Raw genomic sequence first — 24390 nt, 5'->3', positions numbered from 1 at the left:
GGAGTGAAGGGAAACTTCTGTGGACGCTAAATTATCTCCTGAGCAAGGATTAAATATTTCTGGAATCGCTTTAGCCTCTTTATTAGCCATAGGGCTAGGTACAACAGCATTTTGCTTGGATTCAATGGCCAATCGGCTACCCTGGCAAAGTATGTCGTTGACCTTGCCACTACTATTGTGTGCGCTGGGTTCAGGTGCCGTGGGCTATTGGGTAATACCCCTGCTTCAAGCCCTCAAAACTGGACAAATAATTCGCGAAGATGGGCCCCAAGCCCATCTAAAAAAGGCAGGCACCCCAACAATGGGCGGTATATTTTTTATACCTGTAGGTGTGATAATTGCTTGCATATTGTCTAACTTTGCTAAAGACGTGCTTGCAGTTTCGGCATTGACAGTTAGCTATGGATTGATTGGCTGGCTTGATGACTGGCAAATTCTGCGCCGGAAGTCAAATAAAGGTATATCTCCCCAATTTAAACTGGCTTTGCAGGTGAGTTTTGCCGCAGTGTTTTGTCTATGGCTGATGTTTAATCAACCTTCTAATATTACAAATATTGCTTTGCCTTGGGTGAGCTTCACACTACCCTTAGGATTCCTATTTTGGCCTTTAGCAGGTTTTGTGTTAGTTGCAGAAAGTAATGCGACTAATTTAACAGATGGTATTGATGGCTTGGCGGCAGGAACAGTAGCGATCGCACTTTTGGCATTAGGTGCCCTGATTGCACCTACAGCACCTGGGTTGATGGTTTTCTGTGCTGCTTTAAGTGGTGGGTGTTTAGGTTTCTTAGCCCATAATCGTAACCCAGCCCGCGTTTTCATGGGAGATACTGGTTCTTTAGCACTGGGAGGAGCTTTAGCTGCTGTAGGGCTATTGACAAACACCTTAGTAGCTCTGTTCATTCTCAGTGGTATCTTCTTCGTAGAAACTCTTTCTGTGATGGCACAGGTAAGTTATTACAAAGCCACTAAGGGCCCTGATGGCAAAGGCAAGCGCCTTTTCAAAATGGCACCCCTACACCATCATTTAGAACTGACTGGCTGGTCAGAATTGCAAGTGGTTGGAGTATTTTATGTCATCGCTGCTATATTGGCTGCTATCTGCTTGGCGATCGCTCCATTCTGAATCGTTTGAAAAACTGCTCGAATACAAAATGACAACTCCCACATCTTCAGGGAGTTGTTTTTTTATACGGGAAATTTATGAGTTTCTGATTTCTATGCTGGAAAGTCTGACAGTTGATGCCAACTGAAGGGCTACCTATTTCACTGTTTATGGTGTTATGAATTATTAATTACAGGTATTTACATACTCCATAACCCGATTCTTTCCAGTTCGCTTTGCCTCAAGCATCGCTTGATTTGCCCGATTTAGAAAATCCTTAACCGTAATCCCTGGTTCTGATACAGCTATTCCAAAAGAAGCGGTGATGCTTTCGAGGATCTGATTGCCGTCCTTCAATTGCATTTGTTCAATATCTACCCTTAGTTGTTCTACTCGCATCCTGAGCGTTTCCAGCGTCATATTAGGCATCACAATCACAAATTCTTCACCACCCCATCTGCAAGCAATGTCAAAGGAGCGAATAGATTTTAACAGCAGCTTTGCTAATTCCTGGAGAACAATGTTGGCAGTCACATGTCCATAGCGCGAGTTGTAAGATTTGAAGTTATCGATATCAAGGAAAATAACACTAAGAGGTTGTCCTGATCGATCAGCTTCCGCTAGCCTCTGTTCCGTTATGGTTTGCATATAGCTTTGCTTGAATAGTTGGGTCATCCCATCCCGCAAGTTATCATAGGTTAGACGTTGTTTTATCAATAGATTACTCAGTGCAAAGCCTAAAATTCTAGCAATAATCTCAGCAAGTTGCTGAGATTCTGGGCTGATTTCTTCAAGGGCATGGACGTGTAAAATGCCAATTACTTCGCTTTGTCCATATAATGGAACACATAAATGTGCGCCGCTAACAGGCGATATTAAGTGGTTACATATCAGTCTTCCATTACCAAGTGAAGGTGATAAAAGGTTTAATTTTCCTCTCCGCAATGCCCAACAATCTGATAGTGAAAATACTTCTTTACTGCTTATTTTGCCTCCCCAAGTACTATTCATCTGAACATAATTTTTGGAATCAGCAATTATATTGATACAACCACTCATATTAGGAAACAGCCTCTCACAGGCTAAAGCGACCACTTGATAGACTTCATTTTCAGACTCGCAGGAATAAAGGATATCCGCCATATCTAAAAGATATATAAGTTCCCGTTTTTTTACCTCTAATTTCAGTGTTTTCTTTTCCAGCAGCTGATTTAGGTCAGTGAGCAATTGCTGTGATTTTATAGATTCTGTAATATCGATACTGATCCCACCGATGCGCCAAGCGCCCGTTGCATAATCGCTAAATGGAAACTTAAACGATAGCCAGTAGCACGGCTGATCATTACCAGCCATCTTTACCTCTTCAATCAGCTTCAAGGGGCGTAGAGTTTTTAAAACGATTTGATCGTTTTCCATTATCTCCCGCCCCTCTTCTGGATCTGGGAAGAATTCACTATTTCTTTTCCCCATCCATTCTTGTGGATCTAGCGAAAATCTAGACTGTAGCTCCTGGTTGTAGTAAAGAACTCTAGATTGCTCATCTTTGATATAGGCTCCAAACGGGCCCTGATCTAGAAATAGCTGTTGTATCTGCTGCCTGCATTGAAGTTCGCGGGTATCTTCTTGATATCTGGCGATCGCCTCTACAATTTGATAAGCGGTTGGCATCAGGTAAAGTAAGGCAAACAAGGAAATAAACGCCATTAGATCAAGTACACCTAAGTGCAGTAAAGACACTGCTTGATGTGGCTCAAAGACCGCCAAAAGGTGATGAAATCCGCAAAATAGTACGAATCCACCTGATAATAAAAAGGCTAACCAAAATTTAGATGGGATAGTTGCCTTAGTTTTGGCAAAGAAAAACCCTATTACTGTAGGGATACCAAAGTATGAAAATGCAGTGATGCCATGAGCAATTACGCAATTCCAGTAAAAAGGCTGCATTATTAACCTGATATGAAGCTGTCATTCCTTTTAGTGTAATTCTGGTTGGCTCCATATGTAAGAACAAAAGGAATAAGTAAGGGGTTGATGTATTTGTTTTACAAAAAGAGTTATCATAGGTAACTTTCTGAAAGCCTGCTCATTTCACCCCCTTACAAACCTGATTTACCAAGTGAGTGAGTTCGGGCACAATCAGTTTTTCCATTGCCAGGCGTACAGCATTACTAGAACCAGGAAGCGAGAAGATTAATTTATCTTGAAAAACACCAGCAACAGCGCGAGAAGCGATCGCCCGCGAACCAATTTCTTGATAACTTAAAAAACGAAATAACTCACCAAATCCTGGTAAGGTTTTCTCTAGTAATTTCTCAATGGCATCGTAGGTGGTATCTCTTGGTGCAATACCTGTACCACCATTGAAAATTACAGCATCCAAATTTGAGCTTTTAGCCAGACTTTCTATCTGCCCTTGAATTTGTGTTGGTTCATCTTTGATAATTGTGTAGGCTCCTACAGCATGGTTAGCATCAAGGAGTAACTGCTGAATTAGCTGGCCACTTTTGTCTGTTTCTAAAGTGCGTGTATCGCTGACAGTAACCACAGCACAAGTTACCATAATTCCAAGCAAATCTGGATGGGGTTGTTGTGTCATAGGTTAAACTTTTAACTTTTGATAATGGGCAATTGGGCACAGAAAATGGCGCATTGGACATGAAAAAATTACCTATGCCCAATGCCCAATGCCCTATGCCCTATGTCTTATTTTTCAGCTTTGCTAAGTCCGAGATCGTTTTCTTCAGCATACCGTTCCATGAAGCGCATAAAGCGATCCCATTCTTGGGCAGATTTCATCACGTAAACTGCTTCTAATGCTTCCGGTTTTCCGTTGACAAACTTACCCTTAACTTCACGGGTAATTATCTCCCCTTCTTCGTCAATCAAGTACATTCCGGTAATGTCTTCGGTGCTATTTTGATCTAAAATCTTCGGATTGGTAAAAATAAACGTCGCTGTACCACTTTCGCCACTGCGCGATCGCGTCAGGCGCACCTCTGGAGTTACTTCTTCGTCAAGACCTTTAGAAAACTGGATTTTCGCCATGATGAGTGAATTTAAACTTTTGTGATGGTTAATTTAATATTCTCTCATCAATTAGAACACGACAGTCTAGAGGCTACTGTTATTCCTCTTTTTGGTGTATATACTTAAACCGCTGATTTTTCAAGTAACAAAGTTACGGGGCCATCGTTTTCAATTGTAACTTGCATCATTGCACCAAATTGACCTGTTTCCACCTGCAAACCGCTAGCTCTTAACTTGGTAACAAAACGATTATACAAATCTTCTGCTGGTTGGGGAGCGGCTGAACGGTCAAAAGAAGGACGGCGGCCTTTGCGACAGTCCCCGTAAAGGGTAAACTGACTGACTACTAATAAATCGCCGTTAATTTCTTGTACAGATTTTTGCCAATGGTCGTCTCCTTCCTGGTCAGGAAACAGCCGCAATTCCAAGCACTTACGCACCATCCAGTCGATTTCAGCATCAGTATCGGTATTGGATATACCTACGAGTAAATTTAGCCCCCGCTCAATTTTGCCGACAATTTCACCGTTAACTGTAACTTGAGATGATTTAACTCGCTGGATAACAACGCGCATTTTAATCTAGACGTTGATCAACGTTTCAATTTTAGAGCAATGTCTACGACGGGCTACGCCTACGCTATTCTCTCATTTTCATTGCTCAAAATCGATGGCGGAGCCATTAAAAATGCATTCCCAGGTTCCACCTGGGAACGAGTACGAGGATTAAACTCTTAACTCCTCACTCCTAACTTTTATTTTCCAAAGCCTTTACCGCGAGAGGTTGAAGGTAGACAAATACAGTTTTCGAGTTGAGTAATTAAAGCCTCACGATCCAAATTTTGACCAATCAGCACTAGCTGGTTTTTCAATTTACCTTGCCATTCATCATCATCTAAGGTAAAGCGTTTACCACAAAGGTGGAAAATATGACGCTTCGGACTTTCATCAAACCACATAATCCCCTTTGCTCGGAAGATATTTGAGGGTAGCTGGTTATCTAAGAAATACTGAAACTTCCTAATAGAAAAAGGCTTGTCACTTTGGAAAGATATGGAAGTAAAACCATCATTTTCTAAATGGTCAGAATGATGGTGATGCTCGTGATGGTCATGGTGATGATCGTGATGGTCATGACCGCATGTTGAGTGGTCATGATCATCATGAGCGTGATGATCATGGTCGTGATGGTCGTGATCATCCACCACTGTGTCAAAATATTTATCAGACTCAAATAGACCAACACTCAGAATTAGAGGAAGTGGCACTTGCGATCGCGTGGAGCGGATAATTCTCGCTCCTTCCTTAACTTCGTTAATTTTTCTTTCTAACTCATTCAAAGTGGCTTCATCAACCAAATCAGTCTTGTTCAGCACAATTACATCGCCATAGGCAATCTGGCTGTATGCCGCCTCAGAGTTAAATAAATCTAGGCTGTAATTCGCCGCGTCTACTACGGTAATAATCGAATCCAAGCGGGTTAAATCCCGCAATTCTGTACCAAGAAATGTTAAAGCTACTGGTAGCGGATCTGCCAATCCAGTTGTTTCCACTACTAGATAATCTAGATTTTCTTGGCGTTCTAAAACTTTGTAAACTGCATCTACCAAATCATTATTAATAGTGCAGCAGATACAACCATTATTTAGCTCCACCATGTTCTCACCAGTGGAAACAATTAGCTCGTTGTCGATGCCAATTTCGCCAAATTCATTCACTAAAACAGCGGTTTTCAAACCCTGTTGGTTGTTGAGGATATGATTAAGTAAAGTCGTCTTGCCACTACCGAGAAACCCCGTAATAATTGTTACTGGCATTCCTTGTTTGGGCGTATCCATTGCGGAAGAATCGGGTGTAACTGCTGATTGCATAGCGCTGTTATCAAATAGTCAAAAGTAGTAATGTAGCGCAGATAGTCCAGAAAACACTAACATAGGGATGCTGGACTGTCATCCCAGCTGCCTTACCCTATTATTACGTATCTTCTTATTTCAGCATTACTCTGTTATGACCCTAACCCTTTACAATACTCTCACCCGTCGTCAAGAACCGTTTGAAACAGTCGAATCAGGCAAGGTTAAGATGTATTACTGCGGCGTGACGGTGTACGACTACTGCCATTTGGGTCATGCGAGAGCTTGCATTGTTTGGGATGTAATCCGCCGATACCTCCAGTTTATCGGCTATGAAGTCCGATATATCCAAAATTTTACTGATATTGATGACAAGATTCTGAATCGAGCCTGTGTTGAACATTCATCAATGGAAGCTGTAGCCGATCGCTTTATCAAAGCATATTTTGAGGATATGGCGCGGTTAGGGATTAAAGAAGCTGATGAGTATCCCCGTGCTACCCACACAATCAATGGCATTTTGCGGTTAATTCATGAGTTGGAAAATAAGGGTTTTGCTTACCCTGCTGACGGTGATGTGTATTATCCAGTACGAGAGTTTGCTGAGTATGGCAAGCTTTCTGGACGCAAGTTAGAAGATATGCAAGCCGGGAAAAGCGATCGCGTCAACGTCGATGATCCAGAATACCAGAAAAAGAAAGACCCCTTTGATTTTGTTTTATGGAAAGCAGCAAAACCGGGAGAACCTGCTTGGGAATCACCTTGGGGCGCAGGTCGTCCCGGGTGGCATATAGAATGCTCGGCAATGGTGCGCGATCGCTTGGGTGATACGATAGATATTCATGCTGGTGGTACTGACTTAATTTTTCCCCACCACGAAAATGAAATTGCCCAATCTGAGGTTGTGACAGGAAAACCCCTAACACGTTACTGGTTGCATAACGGCATGGTGACAGTAGATGGTGAAAAAATGTCTAAATCTTTGGGCAACTTTATCACTATTCGAGAATTGCTGGATCGAGGAGTTGATCCGATGGCAGTGCGGTTGTTTGTACTGACTGCTCAATATCGTACACCAATTGATTTTAGCGATGAAGCGATCACCGCAGCAACCAACGGTTGGCACACCCTTAAAGAAGGATTATTGTTTGGCTATAAATATGGTAAAGAACTGGGTTGGCCATTGGATACAGTAAATAATCCCATTCTCCATCCCAACAGTGAACTCTTTGAGGGACACGCTGAACAAGTTGGTTGGCCATCGGATACGAAAATGACTTCCAATCTCCACCCCAGCGCTGAAGGTTTTTGCGAAGCTCTCAACAAAGACTTTAATTTCCCTGGTGGATTAGCATGGCTATTTTTCGTGGCTAAGGATCTAATTGGTCAAGGAAATATCCTGATACATGAAGGGAAAACAAACCAACCAGCAGATGAATTACTTCAGGAATGGCAAACACTTGTGACATTGGCTGGAGTGTTGGGTTTAGAAGCTAACCCAGAAGTTGAAACGCCTGTGAATGATGGTTTAAGCGATGCGGAAATAGAAGCGCGAATTCAGCAAAGGCAACAAGCACGTCAAGCCAAGAATTTTGCCGAAAGCGATCGCATTCGTGACCAACTCCAAGCAGAAGGTATTACGCTAATTGATAGCCGTGATGGCACGCGCTGGCACCGGAATTAAAGGGTACTGGGAACTGGGGACTAGGAATTGAATTCTTCCCAATGCCCAATTCCCAATGCCCAATTTCCAATTTCCAATTCCCAATTCCTTAAATTATGTGGTCTGAACTTAAAAAAGCGATCGCTAGTTTCGACATTCCCGCTGATTGGATCGGTATTAGAGCCGTAAAGGAGACTTCTACTACCCGTTTAGTCCGTGACGCCTTACCCCAGATAAACGGCAAATCCTTCACTGTAGGAGCTATGCTGGAAGTTTTAGTTAATGGCTGTCTGGGTTATGCAGCTACTAACTCTCTGGAACTATCTTCCCTACAAGCCGCTGCTCAAACAGCCTATAAACAGGCACTAGCAGCCAGTGAATGGTGGATACATCCCTTCCGTGAAAGTGAGCGCCCTAAAGTCGTTGGTGAATATAAATCTCCATTTCTTGAGCCATTGGATGCTCTGAGTCCGGGAGAAATCAACGATTTACTGGTTCGCATTTGCCAAACGCTGAAAGTTGACGACAAAATTGTACAAACCATAGCCAGTGCCAGCACCACTGAGAGAGAATCTTGGTTTATTAGCAGCAACGGCTCAGAAGTCTATCAAAAAATACTATCTATAGGCACTAATTACGGAGCCACCGCCCAAGATGGAGCGGTTGTACAGCAGCGCAGCAACAACGGCTCACAATCAAACTGTTACCAAGGTGGACTAGAGCTTTTAAAACAAGAAGACTTATGGCATCGGGTGCGGCAAATTGGCGAACAAGCAGTAGAACTCTTGACAGCAGAAGAATGCCCAACCACCCGTACCAATTTAGTTTTAGCCCCAGACCAAATGATGCTGCAAATCCATGAAAGTGTCGGGCATCCCCTAGAAATTGACCGAATTTTGGGAGATGAGCGTAACTATGCTGGAGGCAGCTTCGTTAATAAAAGTGATTTTGGCAACCTAGTATATGGTTCGCCACTGATGAATATTACCTTTGATCCTACCGTGGCTGGTGAATTTGCTAGCTATGGCTTTGATGATACGGGTGCTGTAGCAACGCGGGAGTATTTGGTAAAAGAAGGTGTACTCCAACGGGGTTTAGGCAGTCTGGAGAGTCAAGCAAGAACAGGTGTACCAGGAGTTGCCTGTGCCCGTGCTTCCTCATGGAATCGACCAGCGATCGATCGCATGGCAAACTTGAATTTAGAGCCTTTAAACACTAGCTTTGAAGACATTATTGCTGAGATAGAACATGGCGTTTACATGGAATCTAACCGCTCTTGGTCAATTGATGATCGCCGCTACAAATTTCAATTTGGTTGCGAGTACGCTAAATTAATTGAAAACGGTAAACTCACCAAAACCCTCCGCAATCCTAACTATCGCGCCACAACACCAGAGTTTTGGCACAGCTTAATCCAAGTAGGAAATGCTGACAACTGGCAAATGTATGGTACTCCTTATTGTGGTAAAGGAGAACCAAATCAGGCCATTTGGGTAGGACACGGTTCACCTGTTTGTGTATTTGCTAATGTCGAAGTTTTTGGTGGAGGAAGTTAAAAGAGTGCAAAATTAGGAGTTAGGAGTAGAGACGCGATTAATCGTGTCTGTACAGGAGTTAGGAGTTAAAAGTTAAAAGTTTTGAATTAAAAAATTCTTCAATTTTTAATTTATAATTCATAACTCATCACTCCTAACTTTCTCTCTCTCACTATTACCTATTAATATTTAATATCTATGAAAATTGAGGAATTATCTGCGTTAGAAGTTAGCTTTAATCAACTGATTGGAAATCTCTTGAACAAAAAAGCAGAAAATGAACAATTCACTGTGAGACTAAGCAGTGAAAGAAGTCAATTTACTCGTTTCAATCATGCGAAAGTACGACAAACTGGTTGTGTTGCTGATGGTTGGATCGAACTAACTTTGATGGCAGACCAGCGCAGCAGTGTTCGACAGTTTCCCTTTACTGGAAATTGGGATGTAGATTGGCAGTTAGCATATACTGCTTTGCAAGAACTACGTGACGAACTTATTCTATTACCTATCGATCCATATCTAGTTTTACCATCAGGAACTAATACTAGCCGAGAAATACATTCTGGTAATTTATTGGTAGCAGAAGCAGTAGTACCAACTGTGCTAGAACTAGTTACAGAATTGGATTTTACTGGAATGTATGCAGGGGGAATAGTAATTAAAGCTTATGGTGATTCCAGTGGTCAGAAACACTGGTTTGCTACTGATTCTTTTACCTTAGATTATTCTCTGTTCTCTACATCTGGACAAGCAGTTAAGGGGACATTTGCAGGGAGTAATTGGGATGCATCTGCTTATATAGCCAAAATCAGCGAAGCCAAAAAGCAACTAGAATTGCTTTCTCGCCCAGCTAAAGAATTACCACCGGGACAGTACAAAACTTATTTTGCACCTGCTGCTGTTGGAGATTTATTAATGATGCTTTCTTGGGGGTCTGTGAGTGAAGCTGATATTCAGCAAGGAAACAGTGCTTTAGCTGCTCTATGGCGTCAAGAAAAACAACTTTCGACTGCATTTAGTTTGAAAGAAAACTTTCAGCGAGGATTAGTACCACGATTTAATGAATTAGGAGAAGTTGCAGCACCGGAGTTACCTGTAATAGAAAAAGGATATTTAGTAAATACTCTAGTGAATTCTCGAACGGCTAAGGAATATCAAAAAATTGCCAACGGTGCTAATGTTTCAGAGACTTTACGAGCACCAGAAGTGAGTCCGGGAAATTTGGTATTTGAGCAGATTTTTCCTAGTTTAAATACAGGATTATATGTATCTAATTTGCATTACTTGAATTGGAGCGATCGCCAAACTGGTAGAATTACAGGTATGACCCGTTATGCTTGTTTTTGGGTAGAAAACGGAGAAATTATTGCCCCCATTGAAAACTTACGTTTTGATGAAAGTCTCTATCGCTTTTGGGGAAAAAACCTCATAGATTTGACCAATTTTCAGGAGTTTATTCCCGAAGTAGGAACTTATGAAAGTCGTCAACTTGGAGGTAGTTTAGTTCCCGGTATGCTGGTGGAAGATTTTACATATACCTTGTAATTATGCGTTGACAAGCAATCAAAAGCCAACAGATAGAAATAGGCTCTATCGCTCCCTTTATAGTTCCTAATATTAAATCCATCATCTCAGTATTCTGTCTTAGGTTCAGGAACTACGCAAATCATTTACAAATTTTTACACGGTAACATTTCCATGACAGATTCTAACTACTAAGCGATGCAAAAGCTAATTAACCAATAGCGATCGCAGTGAAGCATATTGAGGATTAGAATTAGGTAGTTTTCTCATTAATCAGTACCTAATATTCTCCTCTTTCAATACAAATATTATTAAACCGCGTCTACCTTGAAAACCATAGTTTGTTGGAATTAGGGTAAAGCTCAGAACTCAAGCCACGACCAAATAATATACTCTGCTTAAAAACTCCAGGTTTCAAAATGGACGAGGTTTAATTAAATTTTCTTAAAGTTCTTCCTTCATAAAAATTGTTGGGTTTCGCTATTGCTTAACCCAATCGATAATTTTTTCTCATCTCTAGTTATAACCTCTATTTTTTCTTGCCAGGAGGTGAATTACGCTGGGTGAGGTTATCAATTTGCAATTGTTGCCGTCCGTTGGTGACAATTCGCAACATATCTTTGAGATCCTGCTCGATATTGCCTAAAATGCCATCGGCATATGCATCAGCACCATCTTCAATTTCTTGAGCCTGAGCGATCGCAGTTTGTCGCATTTGCTCTAACTCTTGCTGACAAGCATATCGCTTGCGGTCAATTTCGGCGAGAGTTTCTTGCATTATTGCTTCACACTCTTGTTGCACTTGTCGCCGCAGTTGTTCAGCTTCTTGTTCTGCCTGTTGAATAATATCGCTTTCAGCTAAAATTTGCGCTCTTTTTGCTTGCGCGGACTCAACTACCTGCTGTCCATACTCTTCCGCTTCTAGCAGAATTTCATCCTTTTGGTCGAGGATGGCTGCTGCTTTTTGAAAAAGTGATGGTAAAGCAAGCCGGATGTAATCAAGCTGATCCAGCAGCTTTTCTTCATCTATGAGAGTGCGTCCCGTCAGCGGAATCCTGAGACTAGAGAGAACCATTTCCTCTAGGCGGTTGAGTTCCTGCTGAATATCTATGCTTCCCTCTCCACTGAGATACTCTTCAGGGGGGGGATTGCTTCCGTTGAGATTGGGTTCAACATTGGAGAGTTGTGATTGTAGCATTGGTATATATCTAGGGCAATGTGTGGGGGAACGAGATGATCGATAGAGCCACCAAACCTTGCAATCTCTTTTACCACACTACTACTTAAAAAACTATACTCATTTGAGGTTGCGAGAAAAACTGTTTCTATTTGGGTAGAAAGAGTTTTATTCGTGTGAGCCATTTGTAGTTCCACTTCAAAATCAGACACAGCCCGTAAACCTCGGAGTAAAACTTGTGCTTGTCGCATTTGAGCATAGTTGACGGTAAGACCGTCGAAGCTGTCTACTTCTACATTAGGTAGATGTTGTGTAGAAAGACTGATCTGATCTAGCCTTTGCTGCACGCTAAAAAGTGGCATTTTGTTGGGGTTCCGTAGTACAGCGACAATCACGCGCTCAAACAGCCGACTACCGCGCTGGATGAGGTCAAGGTGTCCCAAGGTGATGGGGTCGAAGCTACCAGGATAAATAGCAATCACAATTTTAGATATATCAAAGTTGTTTAGGTGATTATATCGAAACTCTTTTGTGTAACTTACTCAAATTTACCATCTTGCGCTCTGAGTAAGAATGCTAAACTCAATTGTTTTAGTGGCACAAGTTATGCTCAACTAGGCGTTAGGAACTATAGCGGTTCTCACTTCGGTGCAATATAGTCGCAACCTCACCCCTGGAGTTTGCTAAGGAGAGGGGTTGGGGGTGAGGTTGAACAACGTATTTCATGCAAACGAAAACCGCTATAAACTCCTAAATATGGATGCTGGATTTTTACCTACGTCCCCATAATGTTGTGGAGGATTTAAGTGTAGTTCCAGTATTCGAGACGTAAGAAACTCCGTACTTAGCAAAGTGCGCGGGTAGTTAACGAACTTTTCTAGGTAATTTTTCATGGCACTGGATTTTTCCATCTTGCCCTTGGCGTTTCAATTTACTTCTCCAGGACCGATTCTGGTGAAAATAGGGCCATTAGCTATCCGGTGGTATGGCTTATTGATTGCCACAGCAGTGTTAATTGGCGTCATCCTTTCCCAGGATTTGGCAAAGCGCCGTAATGTTAATCCGGAGTTGCTAGGCGATTTGTTTTTTTGGTTGTTGATTGGGGCAATTCCTGGCGCACGGCTATATTACGTTTTCTTTGAGTGGTCAAAATATGCCCCGACTCCAGGAAAAATCTTTGCGATCTGGGAAGGAGGTATTGCCATTCATGGAGCAATTCTTGGTGGCGTTTTGGCTGCGTTAATCTTTGCCAAAATTAAGCAGGTTTCTTTTTGGCAACTAGCAGATTTAGTAGCGCCTTCGCTGATTTTAGGGCAGGCGATCGGACGTTGGGGCAATTTCTTTAATTCTGAGGCTTTTGGCGATCCTACTGATTTACCTTGGAAGCTGTATATTCCACCAGACCATCGTCCTCTAGAGTATGCTAGTTTCGATTACTTTCATCCCACCTTCCTGTACGAATCTCTGTGGGATTTAATGGTGTTTACGCTATTAATAACCTTGTTTTTCCGGTCTTTATCCGGTAAGCCACGCCTGAAAGTAGGCACGCTGTTTCTAGTTTACTGGCCAGCCTATAGCTTAGGACGCTTGTGGATCGAAGGTTTTCGCACTGATAGCTTAATGCTGGGGCCGTTAAAAATGGCACAAGTCGTCAGTAGTCTAGGAATTTTATTGGGATTAGTTGGATTAGCTTGGCTTTACTTACTCAAACGCCCTTTACCCGATGTAGTTCCTACTCCTAAGGGAAATGGCGAGAGTGGAAGATGAGGAAGCAGGGGAGAAAGAATAACTAATGCCCAATACAACTCTTGGAAAGGCTGCGCCCTAAGCGTAGCTATGCCGCAGGCTTTACGGCAACTCTTAGAGACGCACTCGCGTTCGCTCAGTACAAGTACTCAATGCCCAAAAAATAAAAAATGCCCCAGAGTATTCTCTAGGGCTTAACCAGGGTGCATCTACCATTACTCTCTACTAGGCAAAGAGGGTGAATCCGGAAAGATACTGAGAAAATACCAAAAAAGTTTTTTGAGGGATTGCCGTGTGTTCTTCTAAAAGTGAATATACAGAAAACCTAAGCTATAAAAAAACACTATATGCCATAGAACCATCTGTGTACATTGTCGGAGCAGGCCCTGGAGATCCGGATTTATTAACGGTGAAGGCGCAAAGACTATTAGCTGTTGCTGATGTGATTTTATTTGCTGATTCTTTAGTACCCGAAGAGATTTTAGAACTTTGCCGAAAAGATGCGGAGATAATTAGGACTGCAAATCAAACTTTAGAAGAGATTTTGCCGATTATGATTGATCGGGTGCGATCGCAGCACAAATCTGTAGTCCGTCTTCATTCTGGCGATCCTAGTCTTTACAGCGCCATCCACGAGCAAATGCACCTCCTAGCAGAGGCAAATATTCCTTTTGAAGTCATCCCAGGTATCAGCGCCTTTCAAGCCGCTGCTGCCAAACTTAAAGTAGAGTTGACTGTCCCTGGTTTAGTCCAAACCATCATTTTGACACGCATTAGCGGACGTACAGAAGTCCCCGTCGCTGAAGAATTAGCCACTCTTGCAGCACATCAGGCTAGCCTCTGCTTATATCTCAGTGCGCGTCACGTCGAAAATGCTCAAGCTAAACTACTCGAACATTACCCAGCCGAAACCCCGATTGCAATTTGCTTTCGCATTGGATGGCCCGATGAAAAAATCAGGGTTGTCCCCCTTAATCAAATGGCAGACTGCACTCATAAAGAAAAACTAATTCGCACTACACTTTATATCATCAGTCCAGCACTCTCGACAGCAACAGGGCGATCGCGTTTATATCATCCCGAACATAGTCATCTATTTCGCTCATCTCATCACTAAATGCTAGGGCATTGGGCATGGGGCATTGGGTATGGGGAAGGAGTCTTTGAGGTGGATGAACGAGTCTTTGAGGTGGATGAATGAGTCTTTGAACCAATGCTTTAGCGCTCTTCCATCACTCTGGTCAAAGAAAAATTTTAGCCAACTTTCAAACAAAAGACAGGAACTGGGTTTGGAGCTTTATTTTCTAACATTATAGCTAAAATCATCTATTTTGGCTGAAAGTCTTGTCCAGCAAGGATTATTGTTTTATGCTCTGGTGAGAGTGATGGAAGAGGGTTAGGGATTTGCAAGAAATAAATTATCCAAATAAACGAACCACAGAGACGCAGAGAACACAGAGAGGAGAAATAAAGAGGATTTTTGCGTCAGTTTTGGAATATTTTTTTATTTGGAAGTCCCTCAACTTTTAACTCTCCCTCATCCCCCTGCTTTCCCACTCCCCATCTCCCTAATCTTTATACTCTGTACTTCTGCGTTTCGATAAACTTAACAATGTGAATAAAATCAAAATTTCCAATTCGGTACTATGCCATTAATTAAAGTGCAAACTTCTGCATCTGCTCCTCAAAAAGCTGAAATTGAGTCAATGCTTTTAAACCTATCAGCCAAGTTAGCGAAACATTTGGGAAAACCAGAATCCTATGTAATGACTGCTTTTGAACCGGGAATCCCCATGACCTTTGCAGGGAATACAGACCCGGTTTGTTACATTGAAATTAAGAGTGTTGGCACGATGAAGCCAGACCAAACCGCAGCAATGAGTCAGGACTTTTGCCAGCAGATTAACCAAACTCTAAATGTGCCTAAAAATCGCATTTACATCGAGTTTGCAGACGCCAAGGGGGCAATGTGGGGCTGGAATGGCACAACCTTTGGTTAATTCCCCGTCTTTTTTGGTCAAGATTAACTTGAACTGGCAGGTGTAGGATAGAGATCCTACATCAATTCGTGATTTTTTTATGTCTGCTACGCCTCTTGTATCTCAGGTTGACTTACACAACCCAGAAAAATCAGAATTAATCCCTCCCCTTCTAGGTGCTTCTCTTGCAGAGTTAAGCACTTGGGTGCAGCAGCAGGGACAACCTGCTTACAGAGGAAAGCAACTGCATGAATGGATCTATGACAAGGGGGCGCGATCGCTAGCTGATATTTCTGTCTTTCCCAAGCAATGGCGCAAAGAAGTAGCAGAAATCCCAATTGGGCGCTCAATTTTACATTACCGCTCTGTGGCACCCGATGGCACAGTCAAATATCTTTTACGATTAACAGACGGTCAAATTATTGAAACTGTTGGCATCCCTACCTTGGGAGAAAGGGGAGAAGGCCCAAAATCTCGGCTGACAGTTTGTGTTTCTACTCAGGTGGGTTGCCCAATGGCGTGTGATTTTTGCGCTACTGGTAAGGGAGGCTACAAACGCAACCTAACACGCCACGAAATTGTCGATCAGGTGTTGACTGTGCAAGAAGATTTTCAGCAACACGGCAGTGGCTACAACGGGGGGAACCCCCGCAACGCGCTGCCTCGGGTTAGCAATGTGGTGTTTATGGGATTAGGTGAACCGTTGTTGAATACTGAGAATGTCCTAGCAGCGCTGAAATGCCTGAATCAAGATGTTGGTATTGGGCAGCGATCACTTACAGTTTCAACTGTTGGTATTCGCGATCGCATCCGTCAGTTCGCGCAAAACAATTTGCAAATTACTCTGGCTGTGAGTCTCCACGCACCTAACCAAGCACTGCGGGAAAAACTCATCCCCAGCGCCCGCGCCTATCCTCTAGAAGATTTGCTAGCTGAATGTCGAGAATATGTAGAAATCACTGGACGCCGCGTTACCTTTGAATATGTTCTCCTTTCTGGTGTCAACGATTTACCAGAACATGCATTAGAACTGGCGAAACGCCTGCGAGGATTCCAAAGTCATGTAAATTTGATTCCTTATAACCCTATTCAAGAAGTAGACTATAAACGCCCCAACCGCGATCGCATTCAAGCATTTGTCAACGTCCTTAAGCAGCAAAATATTGCCGTTACCGTCCGTTATTCCCGTGGTTTAGAAGCCGATGCTGCTTGTGGACAACTCAGAGCAAGTAAAAATTAAACCTCTTGCAGTCAATTTTATGAATAAATTAGGATTAGCCCTTTTAAGGTAAGTCATAAAATCTTAATTCTGGCGATAAAATCTCTACTTTACTCTCTGTGTTCTCTGTGCCTCTGTGGTTAAAAAGTAATTTATGGAACTACTCCAGACGCAGAGAACACAGAGATCAGAAAAATTCTTATCCAAAAATTTTACTCACCTTGAAAGGGAGCATCCCAAATGTGCAAAAACCTTGATAGCCCTCATCCCCTAACCCCGAATCCCAAGCTTGGGAGAAGAGGAATTTCTCCCCTCTCCCAAACGTGAGAGAGGGGCTGGGGGTGAGGGAAGAGAGTTAAAGTAGCCTTCATTGGAATGCTCCCCTTGAAAGGGCTAGTCCTGAACCTGAGAAATTATCTCTATTTATCTATAGTGTAAAACCGCCTGAAATCCTTTTTTTTAGTTACCTGCCGCAGCTAGGTGGATTACGGAAATCCGGCAAACCATGTAAAAAATTTAAATGTATAATTTAATTAAGATGAATATCTAAAAAAGGATATTTTTATGCAAAACCAAGATAATGCACTGGATATAACCTTGATTTAGGAAGCTATTCTCAATGCACTGATATTTAAAGAATGTTATGGACTGGAGATGCCGAAGGAATCGCGCAAGCCCATAACGGTGAATAAAGCATTAGCTTTAGTTAGCTATTTCAAGCCCCTGCATTTATGTATAGGGTAATTGTGAATTATGTTGACATTTTAAGGGTTTAGTGATCGCTCAACCCAACCTATAACAATTGAGGAAATAATTGTATGTTGAATCGCTTATTAATGGTTAAAGCATGGCTACTATTGATTGTGCTTGCAAAAGCTTTATCGATGAATTCTGCTGCATCTGCACAAGTAATTCAGACGAATCCTCAACAAACCGAGTCTTTTCAAGAAAGAATGAGACAACAACAAGAGGAGCGAAATCAGCAAACACAACAGCAGTTTAAGGAAACATGGCTACGGCAAAACCTTCAAGATCCACGACTACAACAACAACAACAGATAATACAACAGCAAGAATTTACACGACAACAGCAAGAATTGATACGCCAGCAACAACTGAGACTACAACAGGAAGAAACAAGACTACAACAGCAAGATTTTACACAACAGCAACAACTGAGAATACAACAGCAACAACTTAGACAAGATCAACAAATTAGACAACAGCAAGAATTTAGATTACAAGAACAGAGACTACAGCAACAATTCAGACAACAGAAGAATAAGCTGTGAAGTGTTCAAAATTTCTGATCAGTAATTTTATTGTTAAAAATTAGAGAAAACATTCTCCAATTTTTAATTTTTATTATCTAGCGATGTGCATAAATTCCTGGCGCATAAGCTTCAATGACTTTGCCAGTGCGAGTGCAAGTAATCATTAAGTAGTCACAACTAGGGCATTGTGTGCGAGTTAATTGACTATCAAAAATATAATAACGTTCTGCTTGTTGGCAGCCACAATTTGGGCAGTAAATCTTTTGTACTGTCTGCATTTTAAAACCCCTGGTTGTAATTATTTTTTATTTGAGAAAACTGCCAGTTAAAGTAGCAAAAATTTTGGTTTGACCCAACTTAACAAACGACCTTAATATTGGCTGATTATTTGAAACAAAATTTAAAGTTTGAAAAATTTTAGATATCTCTGTATATTATCCTAGAATTTAAGTGATATTACCCTCCTACTTTAGATACATAATTTGTTTTTTAATTAAATACTGCTTAGTGATTTACTGATCCCTATGACGAATCCCTTGAGAAAGCCTTCTTTATAGTCATTTCAGACGAATACAAAAAAAGCCGTTCTTGTATTCAAAAATTAAAGCCAAGAAAATACTGTATACTTAGTAACAAAATTTTCATCTTAAGATTTAGTTAATATTTGCTGCCAAGATTTATGAGATTAAGTTTTGGTGAGATAATTTCATCAAAACTGTCTCACTTATGAGAGACCGTAAATTTACGGTTTCTACACAGTTTAAATTCTCCCAGACAACTTTAACTGAATCATCTGTGAGAGTGGAACTACTATACTGTGGCGTCAGTTTACCTACCTTTAACAAGGGGATTTTGCCGCTTATCTTAAACTCTTATTGTTACCCACATCCGACGATAAGGGCTTCATTGCAATATTAGCCTTGAAATTCTATTCCAAGGCTAATATTGCATTGAGTGGACTTCGGCTATCAGCCGGCGGGATGTCGAGTGATATGAACACCATACTTTGACTGTTACAAAAATATGGTAATCACAAGGGGATTTTGCCCCAAGTTTTGTTAATTGAGATGGTAGCTAGATTTACGCGCCCGCTGTACTACTCTCCTCAAGTGGGATGAAAATAATCGTAAATTTCTTGAGCCAAACGCGGCCCAATTCCAGGAACCTCAGCGAGTTGTGGGGTTGTTGCTTGCCGAATATAATCAACTGAGCGAAAATGCCCTAGTAGCTGCTTTTGTCGATGATGTCCTAAGCCAGGAATTTCATCTAAACGCGATCGCTTCAATTTATCACTGCGCTGCTGACGATGGAAACTGACTGCAAACCGATGCGCTTCATCTCGCAACCGCCGCAACAACTGCACCCCTGGTTGTTCTGCATCAGTTGTTAAAGGTTTAGATTCTCCTGGTAAAAAAATCTCTTCTCGCTGCTTTGCTAAACTCACAACTCGTAAGTCTTCTAATAAATTCATCTCTTGCAAAATAGCAACAACTGATGATAACTGACCTTTACCACCATCGATCATGATTAAATCAGGCCAATCTGGATTACCCAAACGTGACAACTGTGGATCGTCGCCATACTTGCGAAACCGCCGTTGAATAACTTCAGCAAGACTAGCGAAATCATCTGAATGTCCCGCCGTCACCGTGGGATTTTTAATTTTGTAGTGGCGATAATGCTGTTTAGCGGGTAATCCGTCGATAAACACGACTTGCGAAGCTACAGCATTTGACCCTTGAATGTGAGAAATGTCATAACCCTCGATGCGGTGGGGTACATCTGGTAAATCAAGAATGGCGGCTAAATCTTGCATTGCTTGGTGATTGCGATCGCCAAATTTCTGCATTCTTTGCAATTCATACTGGGCATTTCGCTCTACCATTTCAATTAATTCTGCCTTAGTTTGCCGCAAAGGAGTCAAGATTGTGACTTTTTTCCCCTTGCGTTGAGTTAAGACATCCGCCAATATCTCGCTATCTGGTAACTCATGCTGCACCAAAATCTCTATGGGTATTTCCACTGAGTCAGCAGTTTGGTAATGTTCCTCTAAAGCTCGTTGTAAGATAGCTCCTGGTTCTGCGTGAGCATCCGCCACAAAGGCTAAACGTCCTACTAATTGCCCAGCGCGAATCTGGAATAGTTGAATGCAGGCGTATTCTTCGTTGGCTGCCAGTGCGATCGCATCCCGTGAAACTGTATCATCTGGTAAGGAAACTTTTTGATTGGCTGTCAGCGACTTTAACCCAGAAATTTGGTCACGAATCCGTGCTGCTGACTCAAAATTCAAGTTTTCCGATGCTGCGTTCATCTGTTGAGTCAAAATATCAATTAGTTCCTGAGTTCGCCCTTGGAAGACCATCGCTATTTTTTGCACAATTTTGCGATATTCTTCTGGTGGCATCATCTGTTGACACACACCAGGACAACGTCCTAAATCATAATTCAAGCAAGGACGATCTTTGAAAAGTGGTTGAGGTCGTTGTCGCTGTGGGAAGATGCGCTTGCATAGGCGGAGAATTTCTCGCAATAAACCAGCGTCAGTATAAGGACCGTAAAATTTATCCTTTTCTTTGCCGAATTGGCGTTTACGGGTAATAAAAATTCGCGGATAATCTTCTGACCAAGTGATGCAGAGATAGGGATATTTTTTATCATCTTTGAGCAGCACATTAAAGTATGGCTGGTGCTGCTTGATCAAGTTGGCTTCTAGCGCTAGCGCTTCGGCTTCAGTATCAGTGACGATGAATTCAATTTCTGTCACCAACTTGACCATCGTGGCGATGCGTTCACTTTTGTTGTAGCCATCCCGGAAATAGGAACGGACACGCGATCGCAACTTACGCGATTTACCTATATATATAATGCGATCGCTTTTGTCCCGCATGAAATAAACCCCCGGTTCCGGTGGAATTTCGGCTAGACGGTTTTCCAATCTTTCTGGCTCTTTAACCAGTGCTAGTATTTGAGTAGATATTGCCACAACCAAAATTAGGTAATCTTTCTCTATTTTAAGAAAAATTATTTTTTCGTGCCGATTTAACAGAGTAATTATCAAGTAAATATAAACTAGGTAGGCTTTTAGGCGGCACATAGAGAAGTCTGAGACTCGGTTTCTAACCTATAGCAATCCTAAATGAGTCGTGAAAATTTCCGATTCGTCTCTCTGCGCTACGGGCAGTTTGCTCAAGTCGGGAAACCCGCCCATGCAACTGCCCTCCTCTGTGCCTCTGCGGTTAATTTATTTTTACAAATGATTTAGGACTGCTATAGTACAGCATGGTCTCTACCATCTCAATTAACAAAAATTGGGGCTTACATCTATTTTCAGGTAAATAGACCACGCGGTAGGGGCGCAAGGCCTTACGCCCCTACGACAGATGTGGTTCAAATACTTGAATTCTGCTGTAACAAGGGATTTTGCTCCTTATTAAACTTTGGACACAGTGTACTAGACGCCCTGCTGCAAGCATCAGAACTTTGCAGCAGATGAGAGTTTGTTTAGTTGTCGGCTACTACTGTCACAATAAAAACTTGGCTTTTTGAATCTATAATTAACATTTTAAAATCGACAATGATTTCTTATTTAAATATTCATTTGTTTAAAAAAATTATTTTGTTATCTTAATTTTAGCTAAATTTATATTTGTATTATTAAATATAATTAAATTTTTCAATGTCACTTCGATAAAATTTAGATAATAAATTATTATAAAACAATAGTTTTGGGGTTGATTTTAACTTATAATATTAAGCGATTTAACGGATTTAGGAAGTTAAATTTACGAATATCATTAGGAATATAGCTATTACAAGAATTTCAGGCACGAGTTGAACTATGAATCTGCAAGACTTTGAAGCCCAATACCGGGAAGCTATGGCTGAAACCCTCAATGATCTGCAAACAGCAGTTTTGTTGTTAGCGCAAGTACAACATAAAATTTCAAAAATTGGCAGTTCTGTACAACATATTAGTGAGCGAGTTGAAGAGTTCATTGCAGACCAAAAAGCGGAATAAATGCACATCCAGTAAAAAAGTTTATCTGTGGCGACAAGTCAACTCTTCTTCAATTGTAAGTATAAGCTCCTTGAGTTTTAAAGGTTTAACAAAATAGCGACGTGCGCCCAAACTCAGAGCTAGTTCTTGATCTGCTTTAAAAGCAAAGGCTGAAACCACAATGATCGGTATTTTTGACAAATCAGGTTTTCGCTGGACTTGTTTTAAGAGCGAATAACCATCAATATCTGGCAATTTCAAGTCTAATAACATTAAATCTGGCTCAAACTTCTCTATAGTTGAGAAAAAAGTAGAGCCTTCTGATAAGCTTTGGACATCGTACCCAGAATAACTTAGATAGTCACTCAATAACATCCTATTGAGATCATGGTCTTCAACTAGCAAAATTCGTCTAACTGTGTGTGACCGTAATGGCTGATCTATATTGAATAATTGTACTGTCATTGCTACCTATTATCTTAAGTAAAAGCCAACAATTATGACCATAAACTAGAACGGGGGTGTATTTAAACTGTAAAACCTATAAAAACTTGACTTCTGTAATCTAGTCAAAGATATTAATAAATTAGATTTAGCTGCACTCAAATACTTAATAATAGTATGCTTGAATATAATCCTAATCAGATATTAAGTTTTTTTTAGCAATTTTGGGAAAATTTACAGTATTAAATAAACGACTAATTTAAAAAATCGAACTTGCCAAGTTGTATTAGTAAAACTACTTAAGTAATACTGGAACTAACGTAGACTAATTGCCCTTGCTAGAAAAAGTTTCATTTGGATGTTAGGTTAAGCAATACTATTTTCAGAAATTGCTGTTACAAATATATTGGTAGGGGCGTAGATATGTAGACCCTTCCAAACGATTCATTTGTTGCAAATATTTTTATAAATAGTATAACCTAGAAGATTAAATCATCTTATAGCTGGAAAGAAGTATTCATAAAAAAAGGGAGCTATTAGCTCCCTTACTTATTTGTAGTTTTGAACCTGCAATCTTAAATGGATGCTTTTTTAAATTTGCGTTGCGTCACAAAGACGCCAGCAACACCTAAAAGACCAATTATTATTGATGGTTCTGGCACTCTCTTTGGAGGAGCCGTGTATCCAGGTGTGTGCCAAGTGTAATACTGGGTGTTAGATATGCCGTCATCAGAGGCTGTAATTTCAGATGCAGTGGGGTTAAAGCTGTAGGCGTAGTAAGTATTATTGCCATTAACTACCTTGGCAATTTCACTAGCTCCGATTCCGCCTTGGTAGGCGTTTAATGCAGCTTGCACGCCAAGGAGGTCTTTGAATGATGTCAGTTGATCTATTTGAGCTTGTAGCGTTAGCTTTGTAGGAAGAGAGGTTAGAGGCGAGTTCAGCGTTAGTTGAAGTAATGAAATCTGAGTTTGAACTTCTGAAGCGCTTGGTAGAATTGTTTTTCCTGGAAATAGTGATGTCAATGTTTGGGTAAGTTTAGTAGAAACTGTATCTAAGAGTTTGGTTTTTACATCCACTTGACCAACCAATTTCAGTTCCACACCCCCATTTTCTCCGAATTGGAAGCTGCCAATGTTAGGGTCTCCTATTCCCAATAAAGGGAAAAAACTCGTTACTAATGATTGGGTACTCGGTGAAAACCCATTCCACACTGACTTAAATGGAGTATAAGTACCCAACAGATCACTCAGCCATTGCGAACCAAAAGTATTCCAGTCACTAGCAGTGACACTGGTAACGGTGGCACTGTAGTTTCCTTGTGTGGCGGTGAAACCAACGTTAGAAGTTGGGTTTTCAGTACTATACCAAAGCTCCACGTTAGAGGAGACATTATCATCACTCAAGGCTTTAGAGGCAGCTATAGTATCATTTGCAATAAACTTGCCATTTAACCCACCAGTATAAGTTTTAATTTCATTTGGGTTATTGAAACTAAAAGATGTAGCGTGTGCTGGAGCAGTGGCAAGAGCGCTTATACCAATAGCCATTGAGACAGCAATTACAAGTTTCTGAAAAGTCATCTTCATTGTTTTCAAGTCTCTGTTAGTTTGGAAGTTAAGTTTTAAACTACTGCTGTTTTTAGGCTTGGGCTGTATTGAATACAGGCTTTTTGGCAATACGGCTGCTCAAAAATCATCCCCGTATTTATTGAATCTTTAGTATCTTAAATGACACTAATAAGCTTAATAAACCCGGAGACTTGATTGGGTAAAGTTCCTGTTAATTATGAATAAAAAAATGAAGAATATTTTGAGACTTATATACGTCTAATTACTTATTTATTTAAAA

General features: G+C 41.1%; 22 protein-coding genes. 11 read left to right on the top strand and 11 right to left on the bottom strand.

What is annotated here, in order from left to right; translation table 11 throughout:
* The first annotated feature begins 19 nt into the window (after positions 1-19).
* Positions 20-1123 carry a phospho-N-acetylmuramoyl-pentapeptide-transferase gene (mraY, locus tag V7K40_RS28430; protein WP_334965713.1) on the top strand — a complete coding sequence of 368 codons (1104 nt, stop codon included), beginning with the start codon at positions 20-22 and terminating at the stop codon, positions 1121-1123.
* A 165-nt stretch (positions 1124-1288) separates the two neighbouring features.
* Here the strand turns inward: mraY and V7K40_RS28425 are convergent, their stop codons facing one another.
* The 5 genes from V7K40_RS28425 to V7K40_RS28405 all read right to left on the bottom strand — a co-directional run bounded on the left by V7K40_RS28425 (position 1289) and on the right by V7K40_RS28405 (position 5999).
* Entirely contained in the window at positions 1289-3046 is a 1758-nt protein-coding gene (locus V7K40_RS28425) for a diguanylate cyclase (protein ID WP_334965711.1), read from the bottom strand.
* 139 nt (positions 3047-3185) lie between these two features.
* A complete protein-coding gene (locus V7K40_RS28420; RefSeq protein ID WP_334965709.1) occupies positions 3186-3698 on the bottom strand; it encodes a MogA/MoaB family molybdenum cofactor biosynthesis protein in 513 nt (170 codons plus the stop codon).
* A 107-nt stretch (positions 3699-3805) separates the two neighbouring features.
* Positions 3806-4147, bottom strand: coding sequence for a photosystem II reaction center protein Psb28 (psb28, locus tag V7K40_RS28415; RefSeq protein ID WP_273763746.1), 342 nt, complete (start codon positions 4145-4147; stop codon positions 3806-3808).
* Positions 4148-4251: 104 nt separating this feature from the next.
* Complete coding sequence (gene dtd / locus V7K40_RS28410; protein WP_334965707.1) at positions 4252-4704, bottom strand: D-aminoacyl-tRNA deacylase; 453 nt, start codon at positions 4702-4704, stop codon at positions 4252-4254.
* A gap of 179 nt (positions 4705-4883) precedes the next feature.
* Entirely contained in the window at positions 4884-5999 is a 1116-nt protein-coding gene (locus V7K40_RS28405; protein WP_334965705.1) for a GTP-binding protein, read from the bottom strand.
* 136 nt (positions 6000-6135) lie between these two features.
* Here V7K40_RS28405 and cysS point away from each other — a divergent pair, with 136 nt between their 5' ends.
* From cysS to V7K40_RS28390, 3 genes are all read left to right on the top strand, one after another.
* Positions 6136-7665, top strand: a complete 1530-nt coding sequence (gene cysS, locus V7K40_RS28400; protein WP_334965703.1) for a cysteine--tRNA ligase — start codon at positions 6136-6138, stop codon at positions 7663-7665.
* Positions 7666-7760: 95 nt separating this feature from the next.
* Positions 7761-9200, top strand: coding sequence for a TldD/PmbA family protein (locus tag V7K40_RS28395; protein ID WP_334965701.1), 1440 nt, complete (start codon positions 7761-7763; stop codon positions 9198-9200).
* A gap of 177 nt (positions 9201-9377) precedes the next feature.
* On the top strand, positions 9378-10724 hold the full coding sequence (locus V7K40_RS28390; RefSeq protein WP_334965699.1) for a TldD/PmbA family protein: 1347 nt from the start codon (positions 9378-9380) through the stop codon (positions 10722-10724).
* A gap of 508 nt (positions 10725-11232) precedes the next feature.
* Here the strand turns inward: V7K40_RS28390 and V7K40_RS28385 are convergent.
* Both V7K40_RS28385 and coaD read right to left on the bottom strand, forming a co-directional pair.
* Positions 11233-11901, bottom strand: coding sequence for a DivIVA domain-containing protein (locus V7K40_RS28385; protein WP_334965697.1), 669 nt, complete (start codon positions 11899-11901; stop codon positions 11233-11235).
* Complete coding sequence (gene coaD, locus V7K40_RS28380; RefSeq protein WP_273763736.1) at positions 11811-12362, bottom strand: pantetheine-phosphate adenylyltransferase; 552 nt, start codon at positions 12360-12362, stop codon at positions 11811-11813. The genes V7K40_RS28385 and coaD overlap by 91 nt, the downstream gene beginning before the upstream one ends.
* Before the next feature lie 409 nt (positions 12363-12771).
* Here coaD and lgt point away from each other — a divergent pair, with 409 nt between their 5' ends.
* From lgt to V7K40_RS28355, 5 genes are all read left to right on the top strand, one after another.
* Positions 12772-13647, top strand: a complete 876-nt coding sequence (gene lgt / locus V7K40_RS28375) for a prolipoprotein diacylglyceryl transferase (RefSeq protein ID WP_334965695.1) — start codon at positions 12772-12774, stop codon at positions 13645-13647.
* Between the two features lie 271 nt (positions 13648-13918).
* Complete coding sequence (gene cobM / locus V7K40_RS28370; RefSeq protein WP_334965693.1) at positions 13919-14743, top strand: precorrin-4 C(11)-methyltransferase; 825 nt, start codon at positions 13919-13921, stop codon at positions 14741-14743.
* A 529-nt stretch (positions 14744-15272) separates the two neighbouring features.
* Positions 15273-15626: a phenylpyruvate tautomerase MIF-related protein gene (locus V7K40_RS28365; protein WP_298905176.1), complete on the top strand. Its 354-nt coding sequence runs from the start codon at positions 15273-15275 to the stop codon at positions 15624-15626.
* 79 nt (positions 15627-15705) lie between these two features.
* Entirely contained in the window at positions 15706-16845 is a 1140-nt protein-coding gene (gene rlmN, locus V7K40_RS28360) for a 23S rRNA (adenine(2503)-C(2))-methyltransferase RlmN (RefSeq protein WP_334965690.1), read from the top strand.
* Positions 16846-17642: 797 nt separating this feature from the next.
* Positions 17643-18116, top strand: coding sequence for a hypothetical protein (locus tag V7K40_RS28355; protein WP_334965688.1), 474 nt, complete (start codon positions 17643-17645; stop codon positions 18114-18116).
* Between the two features lie 77 nt (positions 18117-18193).
* Here V7K40_RS28355 and V7K40_RS28350 read toward each other — a convergent pair whose 3' ends face one another.
* Positions 18194-18376, bottom strand: coding sequence for a replication restart DNA helicase PriA (locus V7K40_RS28350; RefSeq protein WP_334965686.1), 183 nt, complete (start codon positions 18374-18376; stop codon positions 18194-18196).
* A gap of 827 nt (positions 18377-19203) precedes the next feature.
* A complete protein-coding gene (gene uvrC, locus V7K40_RS28345) occupies positions 19204-21081 on the bottom strand; it encodes an excinuclease ABC subunit UvrC (protein WP_334965684.1) in 1878 nt (625 codons plus the stop codon).
* 153 nt (positions 21082-21234) lie between these two features.
* Between uvrC and V7K40_RS28340 the strand changes: the two genes are divergently transcribed.
* On the top strand, positions 21235-21360 hold the full coding sequence (locus V7K40_RS28340) for a hypothetical protein (protein WP_334965682.1): 126 nt from the start codon (positions 21235-21237) through the stop codon (positions 21358-21360).
* Positions 21361-21936: 576 nt separating this feature from the next.
* The gene (locus V7K40_RS28335; protein WP_298905168.1) at positions 21937-22116 is read left to right on the top strand and encodes a hypothetical protein; all 180 of its coding nucleotides are present in this window, start codon (positions 21937-21939) and stop codon (positions 22114-22116) included.
* Positions 22117-22137: 21 nt separating this feature from the next.
* On the opposite strand, the gene V7K40_RS28330 is transcribed toward V7K40_RS28335, so the two are convergent.
* Together V7K40_RS28330 and V7K40_RS28325 are read right to left on the bottom strand one after the other, a co-directional pair.
* Positions 22138-22560, bottom strand: a complete 423-nt coding sequence (locus tag V7K40_RS28330) for a response regulator (protein WP_334965680.1) — start codon at positions 22558-22560, stop codon at positions 22138-22140.
* A 554-nt stretch (positions 22561-23114) separates the two neighbouring features.
* On the bottom strand, positions 23115-24122 hold the full coding sequence (locus tag V7K40_RS28325; RefSeq protein ID WP_334965678.1) for an NF038130 family PEP-CTERM protein: 1008 nt from the start codon (positions 24120-24122) through the stop codon (positions 23115-23117).
* Positions 24123-24390 lie beyond the last annotated feature (268 nt).

Origin of the sequence: Nostoc sp., assembly GCF_036917195.1 — a bacterium.
Classification (GTDB): Bacteria; Cyanobacteriota; Cyanobacteriia; order Cyanobacteriales; family Nostocaceae; genus Nostoc.
This window is presented reverse-complemented; position numbering and strand designations above follow the sequence as displayed.

What these genes read in the sequence shown, in the direction of transcription:
- V7K40_RS28425 (WP_334965711.1), bottom strand. Translation starts at nt 3,046, where the DNA reads ATGCAGCCTTTTTACTGGAATTGCGTAATTGCTCATGGCATCACTGCA.
- V7K40_RS28420 (WP_334965709.1), bottom strand. Translation starts at nt 3,698, where the DNA reads ATGACACAACAACCCCATCCAGATTTGCTTGGAATTATGGTAACTTGT.
- psb28 (WP_273763746.1), bottom strand. Translation starts at nt 4,147, where the DNA reads ATGGCGAAAATCCAGTTTTCTAAAGGTCTTGACGAAGAAGTAACTCCA.
- dtd (WP_334965707.1), bottom strand. Translation starts at nt 4,704, where the DNA reads ATGCGCGTTGTTATCCAGCGAGTTAAATCATCTCAAGTTACAGTTAAC.
- V7K40_RS28405 (WP_334965705.1), bottom strand. Translation starts at nt 5,999, where the DNA reads ATGCAATCAGCAGTTACACCCGATTCTTCCGCAATGGATACGCCCAAA.
- cysS (WP_334965703.1), top strand. Translation starts at nt 6,136, where the DNA reads ATGACCCTAACCCTTTACAATACTCTCACCCGTCGTCAAGAACCGTTT.
- V7K40_RS28395 (WP_334965701.1), top strand. Translation starts at nt 7,761, where the DNA reads ATGTGGTCTGAACTTAAAAAAGCGATCGCTAGTTTCGACATTCCCGCT.
- V7K40_RS28390 (WP_334965699.1), top strand. Translation starts at nt 9,378, where the DNA reads ATGAAAATTGAGGAATTATCTGCGTTAGAAGTTAGCTTTAATCAACTG.
- V7K40_RS28385 (WP_334965697.1), bottom strand. Translation starts at nt 11,901, where the DNA reads ATGCTACAATCACAACTCTCCAATGTTGAACCCAATCTCAACGGAAGC.
- lgt (WP_334965695.1), top strand. Translation starts at nt 12,772, where the DNA reads ATGGCACTGGATTTTTCCATCTTGCCCTTGGCGTTTCAATTTACTTCT.
- V7K40_RS28365 (WP_298905176.1), top strand. Translation starts at nt 15,273, where the DNA reads ATGCCATTAATTAAAGTGCAAACTTCTGCATCTGCTCCTCAAAAAGCT.
- rlmN (WP_334965690.1), top strand. Translation starts at nt 15,706, where the DNA reads ATGTCTGCTACGCCTCTTGTATCTCAGGTTGACTTACACAACCCAGAA.
- V7K40_RS28355 (WP_334965688.1), top strand. Translation starts at nt 17,643, where the DNA reads ATGTTGAATCGCTTATTAATGGTTAAAGCATGGCTACTATTGATTGTG.
- V7K40_RS28350 (WP_334965686.1), bottom strand. Translation starts at nt 18,376, where the DNA reads ATGCAGACAGTACAAAAGATTTACTGCCCAAATTGTGGCTGCCAACAA.
- V7K40_RS28340 (WP_334965682.1), top strand. Translation starts at nt 21,235, where the DNA reads ATGAGTCGTGAAAATTTCCGATTCGTCTCTCTGCGCTACGGGCAGTTT.
- V7K40_RS28335 (WP_298905168.1), top strand. Translation starts at nt 21,937, where the DNA reads ATGAATCTGCAAGACTTTGAAGCCCAATACCGGGAAGCTATGGCTGAA.
- V7K40_RS28330 (WP_334965680.1), bottom strand. Translation starts at nt 22,560, where the DNA reads ATGACAGTACAATTATTCAATATAGATCAGCCATTACGGTCACACACA.
- V7K40_RS28325 (WP_334965678.1), bottom strand. Translation starts at nt 24,122, where the DNA reads ATGACTTTTCAGAAACTTGTAATTGCTGTCTCAATGGCTATTGGTATA.